Annotated in this window: 11 protein-coding genes and 1 riboswitch; of the genes, 1 reads left to right on the top strand and 10 read right to left on the bottom strand. The window is 42.8% G+C overall.

The genetic code is table 11. The features are described from left to right. Window positions 1-117: 117 nt before the first annotated feature. Window positions 118-1,491: a C4-dicarboxylate transporter DcuC gene (dcuC, locus tag P2E05_RS01675; protein ID WP_154624916.1), complete on the bottom strand. Its 1,374-nt coding sequence runs from the start codon at window positions 1,489-1,491 to the stop codon at window positions 118-120. Next, window positions 1,488-2,741 carry a peptidase T gene (gene pepT, locus P2E05_RS01680; protein ID WP_272658081.1) on the bottom strand — a complete coding sequence of 418 codons (1,254 nt, stop codon included), beginning with the start codon at window positions 2,739-2,741 and terminating at the stop codon, window positions 1,488-1,490. Before pepT ends, dcuC begins: the two co-directional genes overlap by 4 nt. A 782-nt stretch (window positions 2,742-3,523) precedes the next feature. Here pepT and P2E05_RS01685 point away from each other — a divergent pair. Next, the gene (locus tag P2E05_RS01685) at window positions 3,524-4,837 is read left to right on the top strand and encodes a uracil/xanthine transporter (protein WP_247047220.1); all 1,314 of its coding nucleotides are present in this window, start codon (window positions 3,524-3,526) and stop codon (window positions 4,835-4,837) included. Window positions 4,838-4,890: 53 nt separating this feature from the next. On the opposite strand, the gene P2E05_RS01690 is transcribed toward P2E05_RS01685, so the two are convergent. The 8 genes from P2E05_RS01690 to P2E05_RS01725 form a co-directional block, all read right to left on the bottom strand. Further along, the gene (locus P2E05_RS01690) at window positions 4,891-5,541 is read right to left on the bottom strand and encodes a hypothetical protein (RefSeq protein WP_247047219.1); all 651 of its coding nucleotides are present in this window, start codon (window positions 5,539-5,541) and stop codon (window positions 4,891-4,893) included. Between the two features lie 108 nt (window positions 5,542-5,649). Next, window positions 5,650-6,771: a 2-iminoacetate synthase ThiH gene (gene thiH, locus P2E05_RS01695; RefSeq protein ID WP_196714217.1), complete on the bottom strand. Its 1,122-nt coding sequence runs from the start codon at window positions 6,769-6,771 to the stop codon at window positions 5,650-5,652. Beyond that, window positions 6,768-7,538: a thiazole synthase gene (locus P2E05_RS01700; RefSeq protein WP_154624788.1), complete on the bottom strand. Its 771-nt coding sequence runs from the start codon at window positions 7,536-7,538 to the stop codon at window positions 6,768-6,770. The genes thiH and P2E05_RS01700 overlap by 4 nt, the downstream gene beginning before the upstream one ends. A 2-nt stretch (window positions 7,539-7,540) precedes the next feature. Continuing rightward, entirely contained in the window at window positions 7,541-7,741 is a 201-nt protein-coding gene (gene thiS, locus P2E05_RS01705; RefSeq protein WP_196714216.1) for a sulfur carrier protein ThiS, read from the bottom strand. Continuing rightward, window positions 7,729-8,487 carry a HesA/MoeB/ThiF family protein gene (locus tag P2E05_RS01710; RefSeq protein ID WP_163860564.1) on the bottom strand — a complete coding sequence of 253 codons (759 nt, stop codon included), beginning with the start codon at window positions 8,485-8,487 and terminating at the stop codon, window positions 7,729-7,731. The genes thiS and P2E05_RS01710 overlap by 13 nt, the downstream gene beginning before the upstream one ends. A 62-nt stretch (window positions 8,488-8,549) precedes the next feature. After that, window positions 8,550-9,188: a thiamine phosphate synthase gene (gene thiE / locus P2E05_RS01715; protein WP_276122983.1), complete on the bottom strand. Its 639-nt coding sequence runs from the start codon at window positions 9,186-9,188 to the stop codon at window positions 8,550-8,552. Continuing rightward, entirely contained in the window at window positions 9,172-11,121 is a 1,950-nt protein-coding gene (gene thiC / locus P2E05_RS01720) for a phosphomethylpyrimidine synthase ThiC (RefSeq protein ID WP_247047217.1), read from the bottom strand. The genes thiE and thiC overlap by 17 nt, the downstream gene beginning before the upstream one ends. Before the next feature lie 200 nt (window positions 11,122-11,321). Further along, a riboswitch (TPP riboswitch) is annotated at window positions 11,322-11,433 on the bottom strand. 238 nt (window positions 11,434-11,671) lie between these two features. Continuing rightward, complete coding sequence (locus P2E05_RS01725) at window positions 11,672-12,334, bottom strand: HAD family hydrolase (RefSeq protein ID WP_154624793.1); 663 nt, start codon at window positions 12,332-12,334, stop codon at window positions 11,672-11,674. Window positions 12,335-12,342: the final 8 nt, after the last annotated feature.

Genomic DNA, 12,342 nt, shown 5'->3' on the forward strand with positions numbered 1-12,342 from the left:
TGGATCATGAAATTAGCCTGTTGCTTTTATTATTTTAAAAAGTCGCTGAGTTCAGTATGAGAAAAATGGGGAATTTATTTCCCCATTTGAGTGATATCACCGGGATGTAAAAATGGGCTAATAGAATACGCCAATGATCGTGCAATGAATCACAAAACCGACCATGAGTGGGATGGCGGTACGCTTAACCACATCAAAAGGTTGTAATTTAGCGCCACTGGAAACGGCAATGATCACGCCAGCAACAGGTGACATACCACGCCCCATATGAGAAGCCTGCTGCATAGGTAAGATCATGGCGATCGGGTTAGCCCCCATACTGTGTGCGATCTGTGGGATCAATTCGACAAAAGCTAAGAATGGCGCATTACCTGAACCCATGATCACAGCAGCAGCTAGAGTGACCAATGCAAATACGAGTGCCATTGCAAAGGGGGGTAAACCAACGGATTCCGCCATTAAGATCAACTGGTCAATGGCACCGCTGACTTTAATCCCATGTGCGAAAACGCCCGCTGCAACGAGTAGCCCAACAACGTGACTAAAAGCCTGCCCCATTCCATTCAAGAAGTGCTGGAAGCCATTACATACCGTTTTGAAATTACGAATACGTAATGTTTCGATAAGCATACAGATAGCCATTGCAATCAATACGATGGTGACAACATCAAGGTGTATGCCTTCAAAAAAGAGGTTCGAAGAACCTACCGCCATGATAATGGGCAACATAGGAAGAATGGCATAGTAGCCAGGAATATTTTTGCTTGTCGGTTCTTTTTCATGAGATTGAACGGCTTTACCAATCTCAGGGATAAAGCCTGCTTTGCGATCGCAGTGACGTTGCCAGAAGATATGTGTAATACCAACCGCTAAGACGGTAACTAATGCAGCAGGTCCTTGATAATACAATACATATTCAACAACTGACATATCAACCGCTTTGGCGCCACGGATAGCATCGATAGCGGTTGGGGTATAAGCAACGCCTAATGAGGTGGCAATGACCCCCGCAGCTGATGCTGGCGATAAGCCCAATCCAATCATGATAGGAAACATGGTTCCCATCAATAACACGGCTAAACCTGTTGCTGACGGGATCGCGAGTTGCAAAATACTGGCCAGTAAAAATGAAAAAAACAGCAGAACATAGGGAGAACGCATATTTTTTAATGGCTTAGTTGCAACACGCACGACGGCTTCGTTAGCACCAATATGATCCATGTAATGAGCGAAACCCATTAGAGCCATGATCATTAAACCGAGATCGGCAGCACGACTACTGAAGAGATCACGCATAACCTCAAAGGGATCGAGCCATGTTAAACCAGTAGACGCGACATTTTTGGGCAAGATAGGACCCCAACCTAAGGCGAGGGTCATAATCATTAACGCTAAACCGGCAATAAATAATACAGGTTCAGCCTTATAACCTTTCAGAATGAAACGTGCTACCAAAATAACGATAATAAGAACCGTTAGAATTGGGATCATGCTTTTGCTCCTGATTTGAAGCGTTCAGCAGTGATTTGAACGACTTGTTTTAGCACATCACTTGCAGCGTATAATGATTTAATTGGAAGATATTCATAAATAGAATGGAAATTATGAGCACCAGTAAAAATATTTGGGCAAGGTAAGCCATTTTGCGATAGTGCTGCACCATCGTAGCCACCACGCATTGGGATCACTTTTGGGGTAATACCACAAGCGTGATAAGCCTCTACAGCGATGTCGATAGGGTAACGATTTTCACCTTGTAAGCTGTTATAAACGTTAGAATAACGGTCTGCTAGGGTACAAGTGACGCTCTCTTTGCCCCATAAGTCTTCACAGTGTGTGGCTAATTTTTTCAAAAATGCCATGCGCGTGCGATAACCATCTTCTGTGAAATCACGTACATCCATTTTGAGTACGGTACGAGCGCTATTACCTGATAACTGTTTTACCCAATAGTAACCTTCACGATCCGCAGTGTATTCAGGAGCTTCACCGCCCGGTAGCATGGCGATAAATTTATGGGCCATTAATAATGAGTTAATGAGTTTGCCTTTGGCGGACATTGGGTGGGCGGATTTACCTGTAAAGACGATTTCAACGTCACCCGCATTCCAGTTTTCATACACTAATTCACCAATACCACAGCAATCAAGGGTATAGGCAAAGTCTGCCCCAAATTCTTGTACATCAAAGGCTTTTGCGCCACGCAAACCTTGCTCTTCATCGGGAACAAAGCCGACTTTAATGGTGCCATGTTTAATTTGAGGGTTCTGTTTGAAGTATTGCAGCATATCCATAATAGAGGCTATGGCTGCTTTGTCATCGGCACCCAATAGACTCGTGCCGTCCGTGACAATAATATCATCACCTAGATAGTTAGCGAGTTCAGGGAACTCACTTTGACGAAGATAGATATTTAGCTGTTTATTTAAGCACAGGTCTTCACCGTTATAGTGCAGGATTTGTGCTTTAGTATCATTAGTTTGTTCAGCACTCGTATCAAGATGACCAAAGAAAGCAACGGTAGGGACGTCATAATCTAAATTTGAGGGCAAGGTTGCAGTGACAATGGCGGTATCACGTAGTTTAATCTCTTCAAGACCTAATGCTTCCAGCTCTTGAACGAGTTTTTTGGCTAAAACGCGCTGACCTTCAGAAGAGGGCATAATACCCGCAGCGCCATTTTCCCTATTGGTGGTGGTATTAATTTGGGTATAAGAAATAAACCGATCAACAATATTCATTATATTCATTCTCCAACATCACTATGATGAATGTTTTCTTTTATGATTGTGGTTATAAATGTCGTTTTCATATTTATCACAATCTTTTTTATCATGAATAATGAAAGAACCAATATCTGACCAGTGAATTTTTTTTCAAAATGCCACCGAGTGTAGAAAAATGATAATTAGTAGAGGACATTATTCGATTAATAGATTAAGATGCTGGGCTTTAAGTTTATTAGTGATTTTAATCTAATATTTTTGTTGAGAAATAGATAGCCTTTCATTTGTATTGTCTTTTTGTCTATTGGTAGTTAATGATATCAAAATAAACCCATAATTTAGGTTAAATTTTTAAATAAATTTAATGGGTTAATTTTATTTAATTCTAAAACAGAGAGTTAACTTGATGCAGTGCTAGTTTTAACTAAAACTCAGGCGTTTAATTTCTATTAACATATTGATTTGAAATGTCTTTTGTTTTTGCTGAGGCGTGTTTTATTCAATTATTTTTGATTGTTTTTGCTTTTGTTAAATTAATTGAGAGGGACGTCTATAGACAATGTTATTATTTAAATAGCCAAGGCTAATCGAAATAGAATAAAGTTTTAGTAAAATAGGATTAGGTGTGGTTATTTTCTATTTATAACCGAAATCTAAGTATGATTAAAATTTAAAATATACTTATAGTCTTATATGGCGTTATATACGCTATAAAAACCAAAACGATAAGTTAAAAATAATCATTAGAAATTTGATTTAAATGCTACTAGACTGTTAACAATCAATGATAATAAGTCATGAGGTTTTCAGTGCAAAAAAGTATAATAACAAAGAGTAGTTTTATTTCAGGTTTCCAGTGGTTCTTCTTTATTTTTTGTAACACAGTCGTGATTCCACCTACCTTACAATCGGCTTTTCATTTAACAGCTGAAACCACATTTGTTATCACACAATACGCTTTCTTACTGATCGCTGTGGCTTGTTTAATTCAAGCTTTTTTAGGTCATAAGCGCTCATTGATGGAGGGGTCGACAGGGCTATGGTGGGCCACAATATTGACCGTCACCCTCTCGGAATCAATGCAAGGAACCGCTTTAGCAACCATTGGGTGGAGTCTAACCGTCGGTATTTTTTTGTCGGGGATTGTTACCCTTTTAATCGGTATCACAGGTATTGGCAATGGGTTATCCAGTTTGTTCAAACCCGGTGTTTTAGTGGTATTTATGTTTCTCCTTGGAGCCCAATTAGTTTCGATTTTTCTAAAAGGTATGCTTGGGCTTCCATTTGGCGTCATAGATACCAATGTCGAGGTTAATTATCCGGTATTCTTTTTAGCATTCGCGGTGCTAATTTTGGTGATTGCGATGATTGTGTTTTTACCCGCAAGCGTGAGTCAATACGCCTTATTATGTGGAACCATTATTGGATGGATAGCGTATAGTCTGTTATTTGATGGCAAAATTTCAGCTATTTCGGAAGTTAAGTGGGAGTTGTTTCCCTTTGGACGTGCAGATGAAGTCCAACCCAGCATCGTGATCACGGCGATATTGGCCGGTATTTTGAACACGTCAAATACTTTTGGGGCAATACGTGGAAGTGATGTTTTTTATCAGCAAAAGGGATTAACAAAGTCTATTTACCGTCGGAGTTTTGTGGCGTCGGGTGTTTTGACTTTATTTTCGGCTCCGTTAGGTGTGGTGCCATTTTCGCCTTTTGTATCATCTATTGGCTTGATTACACAAACGAAAGACACTTCACGAGTCTCTTTTACTATCGGTAGCGTGTTGTTGTTATTGGTTGGGGCTATCGCCGCATTAACCCAATTTTTTCGCTCATTGCCTCTCGCGATTGGCAGTGCTGTCATGTTAGCAACCTATTTACCCCTGTTATTCTCTTCTTTTTCATTTTTAGCCGAAATTAAACTGAACGCGCGTAATATTTATCGTTTGGCACTTCCCCTGTTTATTGGGATTTTTTTGATGTCAGCACCTGATGCGGTAATGAGTTCGCTACCGATGATGTTCAGTTCACTGCTAGGAAACGGTTTGTTAATGGGGATTATTCTGTCATTGATCCTCGAAAACAGCATTAAGTGGGATCATATTCATTAGAAGTGGTAAAAACCTCATTATGTTATTTTTATCATGAGGCTAAAGCCTATTCGCTACAGGGGAGCATAGAGCTCATAACGACCGGTTTGGTAATGAGTAGGAATATAAAAGCGGCCATCAAAGCTATTTTTGTAAGATTTATAACGACCAAACATGCCGGCGGATACTGATGTTGAACGGTACTTAAATGGGTATTGAGTACCATCTAAATAGACGACGGTGATGTGATAATCAGTGATTGGTTGGGTCTGGAGAACTAAGCTATCTTTACTGTTTGCATCCCTTACCATATGAGGAAGGCTATAGTTTACGGCGACCATTTGCCCACGGTAGGAATAGTAGTACCCTTGGATGTTGTGCTTATTCGGAATAGAAAAACGTGCAAAATCCGCATCGGTTATCAAGCCAATAGAATCGAAATACTCACTATAACCTTCGATGGTTATTTCATGATTTTGACTAATAGTAATGGCCTGAAAAGGGCGAGTTCCCTTAATCTCTTTTTGTGCCCGTAAGCGAGAGAAGGTCTCTTCTACGGTATATTCCTCGCCATCTATATTTCTGGCCCCTTGAATTTCCGCCATCATTAATTGGACGATTTCTGTTGAAGGTGTTGGATGCTGCCAACGCACATTCGCACAGGCACTCAATAAGCATACTGATAATGCGGCAAAGAGCCACAAAGGCCATTTTTTAGCAGTCATAGTGGATTTGATAATAGTGGAAAGAGAATGCAGTATAGACTGACAAGCCTAGTTAAAAAGTAGCTAAAAAAGGGATAAACCTCATCCATGAAGTTTATCTCTGATAATTTAACGGCCTAGGTAGCCATCCCAATCTTTCCAAACAGGTTGTAATCCTGAACGGATCAGTGATTCGGCAACTTGGGCAGCGCTACGATTATCGTGTGGGGAAAATTGTTCTAATTCCGCATGGTCATCGGCATAGCCGCCCGGTTGTGTTTTGGAGCCCGCACTCACATTATTAATGGCTAGAGGGACAACATGATCGCGGAAATAAGGGGATTCACGAGTGGAAAGTGATAACTCAATATCTGGGGCTAATAAACGAAAGGCACAAATTAGTTGCACGAGTTCAGCTTCATTCATTAAAGAAGCCGGCTCGATGCCACCAGCACAAGGACGTAATCGCGGAAATGAAATTGAATAGCGGCTTTGCCAATAGTGTTTTTGGAGGTAAATCAGATGTTCTGCCACCATATAGCAGTCAGTTCGCCAGCTATTAGACAAACCAATTAATGCTCCGAGTCCTATCTTATCGATTCCGGCCCGTCCTAAACGGTCTGGAGTTTCTAATCGCCAGTGAAAATCCTGCTTTTTACCTTTTAGGTGGTGCAACTGGTAAGCCGGTTCATGGTAGGTTTCTTGATATACCATGACGCCATCTAGCCCTAAAGCTTTAAGTTCGGCATACTCTTCAGTTGCGAGTGGCTGAACTTCCATCATCAAGGAGCTAAAGTAGCTGCGTATAGTAGGCAAGTGTTCACGAAAATAATCCATCCCAACTTTAGATTGATGTTCACCCGTCACCAGTAACAGGCTATCAAAACCGATTTTACGGATCGTTTCGCATTCATTAATGATTTCATGTTTATCTAAGGTTTTTCGTTTAATACGATTACTCATCGAAAAACCACAATAAGTGCAATCATTCGCGCATAAATTTGATAGATATAGCGGGACATAAAATCCGACCGTGTTGCCAAAACGTTGTCGTGTCAACTTTTGAGCTTTCTGCGCCAGCTGTTCAAGAAAAGGACGAGCGGCAGGCGAAAGTAACGCCATAAAATCATTGAGTGTTAGGGTGTCGTTAGCAAGTGCCTGTTGTACATCTTGAGCTGTTTTGGCATAGATTTGTAATGTAAGGTCATCCCAATTGAGCTGTTGCCAGCGTTGACGAAAGCTTGTACTCATTGCAGTGCTCCCAAAAATTCGGTTAAGGGGCTGGATGCTTCAGCATGTTGTTTAGGTCTAGCAAGACCGGCTTGCCGAGCGAGTTCTGCTGCTTCTAGGGAAACTCTAAATGCGTTTGCCATCAGTACCGGATCATTAGCAACGGCAATGGCCGTGTTGACTAATACCGCATCGGCGCCCATTTCAATGGCTTCAAGGGCATGGCTAGGAGCACCAATCCCCGCATCAATGACGACAGGAACGGCGGCTTGCTCGATAATGATCCGTAGCATCTCCTTGGTTACTAACCCTTTATTGGTTCCAATCGGCGCACCTAAAGGCATTACGGCCGCACAACCCACCTCTTCGAGCCGTCGACAGAGAACCGGATCTGCACTGCAATAGGGAAGTACCACAAAGCCTTCTTTGACCAACTGCTCTGCTGCAAGAAGGGTTTCAACGGGATCGGGCAGTAGGTATTTGACATCTGGGTGGATTTCTAACTTTACCCAATTCGTACCTAAAGCTTCCCGAGCAAGACGTGCCGCGAAAATGGCTTCTTGAGCATTTTTGGCCCCCGACGTGTTGGGGAGTAGTTTTACGCCAAGTTCTTGTAAAGGTTTTAAAATTCCATCGTCATTGCCACGTAAGTCAACACGTTTCATCGCCATAGTAACGAGCTGGCTACCTGATGCCGTTATTGCCGCTTGCATTAAGGTTGGGTTGGCAAATTTCCCTGTTCCGGTAAATAGACGTGATTGAAAAGTGACATCGGCAATTTTTAACATGATTAGCCTCCAGCGATAGCTTGAAACAATAAAATATTGTCTTGATCATTTAGATGGTGTGAATCCCACTGATGACGAGGAATGATAACTTGGTTAATGGCCAAAGCCGTACCAACGGTACTACGTTCTATCGCGGTAAGTAATTGAGACACCGTTAATGGCGCCTCGAACTCCATTGGTTGGTCGTTAATTATAAGGCGCATGTTTCTTCTCGACAGATAGGACATTGAATAGAAGGGGTTAGCTGCAATGTATTCCATTGTTGCTGTTTGCCATCAAATAAACGCAATTTTCCACTTAAAGAGGAAGGTAACCCAACTAATAGCTTAATCGCCTCTAAGGCTTGTAAGGTGCCAATGACACCAACGACAGGCCCAAGAACACCAGCGGTACGACAGTTACGTTGAGGCTCCGTTTGGTCGGGATATAAACAGGCATAACAACCATGATTAAAAGGAGGCTCGAGCACCATTAACTGTCCACCAAACCCAACAGCACTCCCGCTAACGAGTGTTTTATTGGCTATCACACAGGCTTCATTCACAGCATGACGCGTCGCCATGTTATCGCAACAATCGAGGACTAGATCGACTTGCTCGACAAGTGGCAATAAGCTTTGACTATCTAATTTCTTTTGTAAAACATGGGTTGTCACTAATGGATTAAGGTGTTGCAGTCGTTCTGAGGCCAGCTTAGCTTTTGATTGTGGGATGTCTTCGGTACCGTATAAAACTTGCCTTTGTAAATTAGAGAGATGCAATTCATCGTGGTCAGCAAGCCACAATTCACCCACACCAGCAGCTGTCAAATAAAGGGATGCTGGGGCACCTAAACCACCGAGACCAACAATGAGCACTTTACTGTTTTTCAGCTTGGTTTGACCTTCTGGCCCAATATCTTCAAGCAATAGCTGGCGGCTGTAACGCATAAATTCGTGATCATTTAACATGATAAACTCCTCGAATTCACCTACAGCTACAAGAAAGTATGCTGTAGGTTTGATTCAGGTAATCAATGATTTTCTACGAGGCGCAAAAGTGTTTTTGTTGCCTCTAGCCAATCGTCCGCTTTGGTAATTGCACTTACTAAGGCAACACTACCCACCCCAGTTGCGAGTACGGCGGGCACTTTATCGATAGAAATGCCACCGATAGCAACGGTTGGATAGTCTGGAGTCGCCTGCACCATGGCTTTTAGTGTGTTTAATCCTTGAGGAGATGACGGCATTTCTTTAGTTTGTGTCGGGAAAATATGCCCCATTGCAATATAAGAAGGACGCACTGATTTTGCGATGGCGAGTTCATGCTCATCATGGGTTGAGATACCTAAACGTAGCCCTGCTTGATGAATAGCAAGTAGATCGGCGGTTTCTAGGTCTTCTTGACCGAGGTGCACACCATAGGCAGCAAACTCAATGGCTAAACGCCAATAGTCATTGATAAATAAACGTGCATGATGTTTTTTGCCTAAAGCTATCGCTTGTTGGATATCATCACGAACTTCATCTTCACGCTTATCTTTTATACGGAGCTGTATGGTTGTGACGCCTGCATTGAGTAGACGATCAATCCATTCGACAGAGTCGACCACGGGATACAGGCCGAGTCGATGTTCTGTAGGGGCAAAAGGTGTATTAGGCAATTTTGTCATCGGATACGACCTCAGCGCTATGATATAACTCACTACCATGGGCTCGGAAAGCTTCGGACATTTGTTCCATTCCCGCTTCTTTTTGTGCCGCATAGTCACGTACTTCCTGCGAAATTTTCATTGAGCAGAATTTAGGGCCGCACATAGAGCAGAAATGAGCAACTTTCCCAGAAGCTTGCGGTAAGGTTTCGTCGTGATAAGCACGGGCAGTATCAGGATCGAGTGCGAGGTTGAATTGGTCTTCCCAGCGGAACTCAAAACGTGCTTTGGACATGGCATTATCACGAATTTGTGCACCGGGATGGCCTTTGGCAAGATCAGCGGCATGCGCTGCGATTTTATAGGTAATCAACCCTTGCTTAACGTCTTCTTTATTGGGTAAACCCAGATGCTCTTTAGGCGTGACATAACACAGCATTGCGCAACCAAACCAACCAATCATGGCGGCTCCAATGCCTGATGTGAAATGGTCATAGCCCGGTGCAATATCGGTAGTCAAAGGGCCTAATGTATAAAATGGTGCTTCATGGCAGTGCTCAAGCTCTTCAGTCATGTTACGACGGATCATCTGCATTGGCACATGCCCCGGCCCTTCAATCATCACCTGTACATCATATTCCCATGCAATTTTTGTCAATTCACCAAGCGTGTGTAACTCGGCAAATTGTGCAGCATCGTTTGCATCTTGAATGGAGCCAGGGCGTAAACCATCCCCTAATGATAAAGAAACATCATAAGCCGCACAGATTTCGCAAATTTCACGGAAATTTTCATACAAGAAATTTTCTTGATGATGAGAGAGGCACCATTTCGCCATAATCGAGCCACCGCGAGAGACAATGCCTGTCAAACGCTTCGCGGTCATTGGAACATAACGCAATAATACGCCTGCATGGATGGTGAAGTAATCGACGCCTTGTTCTGCCTGTTCAAATAACGTATCACGGAACATTTCCCATGTTAGGTTTTCGGCGACACCATTGACTTTCTCTAGCGCTTGATAAATAGGAACAGTACCGATAGGCACAGGGCTATTCCGTAGAATCCATTCGCGAGTTTCATGAATATAGCGTCCAGTAGACAGATCCATCACAGTATCTGCCCCCCAGCGAGTAGACCAAATCAGTTTCTCGACTTCTTCTTCAATGGATGAAGTGACCGATGAGTTACCGATATTGGCATTCACCTTCACTAAGAAGTTACGGCCGATAATCATGGGCTCTGATTCAGGGTGATTGATATTGGCGGGTATGATGGCACGACCCGCTGCGACTTCTTGACGAACGAATTCAGGCGTGATGTTTTCCGGTAGATTCGCCCCAAAACTTTGTCCTGGATGCTGCTGCCTTAATACCTCACCACGAATACGTTCACGGCCCATATTTTCACGAATGGCGATAAATTCCATTTCCGGGGTAATAATACCTTGGCGAGCATAGTGTAACTGAGTGACACGCTTGCCAGAGATCGCTTTTAATGGGCGAGGGCGATGATTAAACCTTAAATGGTCTAGCCCCGCATCAGCGAGTCGCTGTTGTGTAAAATCAGAGCTGAGGTTATCAACCTGAACAGTATCATTACGTTCGCGGATCCAACCTTCACGGATCTTTTTTAATCCTTTATGGACATTCAGTTCCGAGTCTGGGTCACCATAAGGACCCGACGTATCATAAACGGGCACCGCTTCATTATCTTCAAATTGTGGATTATCTTTATCACCACCAATCAGTGTTGGCGAGAGTTGAATTTCTCGCATAGGTACCTGAATATCCTCTCTCGATCCCGTTAAATAGATACGTTTGGAATTAGGGAATGAGACGCCAGAAACCGTGTTAATGAAGTTTTCAGCAGCATCACGTTGCGCTTTTCGCGTTCGTGCAGGTGCAGCTTTAGGTGAAAGGTCAGTTGTAGGGATAATATTATTTTGGGACATAGCAATTTCCTGACATTGTCACGAACGATTATGCGGTATGCATAGCGTTCTGGTTTATCGTAAGAAAGTTGCTTGTCTGGAGTTCGGATGGAGTAATAGTAAGATGTTGCGCTTTCATTTTGCTGTGCTGTTAGTTTCGCCATATTGTGAGTTTTTTCATCAATATCAATATGAGCTGCGAAATAAACAAAATTGGGCGCTAAATGATTACTCTTGTTCCCTTCGCGGGTATTAACCCGATCAGGTTCCGCGGATCCCGAATTAACGGTCTCAGCTCGTGGTATACACCACTGAGCACTCCGACAAGAGACTCCAGTATAGTGTTCTCTGGGTTATTCTCAAGCATTTTCCTTGTCATCCTTCACACGATAAGTGTGTTGGCTGCGCTCAGCGACCCAAGTCACATACGTGTGTATGCTCCTTGGGATATCTTTGCTTTCCTATATGCGCTTTAGAGGAAGTGACATATGCATGGTTTCGAGGAATGGCATATACATGGCTTAAAGGAAAAGAATATTTTAATAATGGCGTATTCAAACTAAAAATAAGGTTAAAGTTGCCACGTATATTGTCGCCAGTTATTTTCTTCCGCTGCCCGTTGTAGTTTTTGATCGCCATTAACAATAAACACTTCATCCGCAAATTGACACATAGGAAGGTCGTTAGCGGAATCAGTATAAAAATAGATATAGGCATCGGTAATTGGCTGGTGGCGGATCCACTGGAGGAGCCGTTTGACTTTACCTTCTTTAAATGTCGCAATACCTTCGACTTCATCGGTATAGCAGCCATTTTGCTGCTTTATATCGATCCCCATTACAACGTCAGCGCCTAAACGTTCGGCGATTTTTTTCACAATAAATGAGACTGTTGCGGAGATCACTATGATCGGAATGCCGTGTTGTCGATAATTTTCGATAGTACGGATCCCTTCAGGGTAGATGCGCGGTACCACCATAGTGTCAACAAAATCGGCTAACCAGAGATCAATTTGTGAGGTACTGATCCCAGCTAAAGCCTGTAGGCTAAAACGCAGGTAAGTTGCCATATCCAGCGTACCCGCATTGTATTGTGCCATCATCTGTTTATCCGCTTCGACAAAGCGAGGATCTGTGATAATTTGCTGATCCCACAGGTATTGTGTCCACAACACGCTACTATCACCTTGAATTAAGGTCTCATCTAAATCAAAAACGGCTAATTTATTTTGCATTATGCCTC

The organism is Providencia stuartii, from assembly GCF_029277985.1.
GTDB classification, from domain to species: Bacteria; Pseudomonadota; Gammaproteobacteria; order Enterobacterales; family Enterobacteriaceae; genus Providencia; species Providencia zhejiangensis.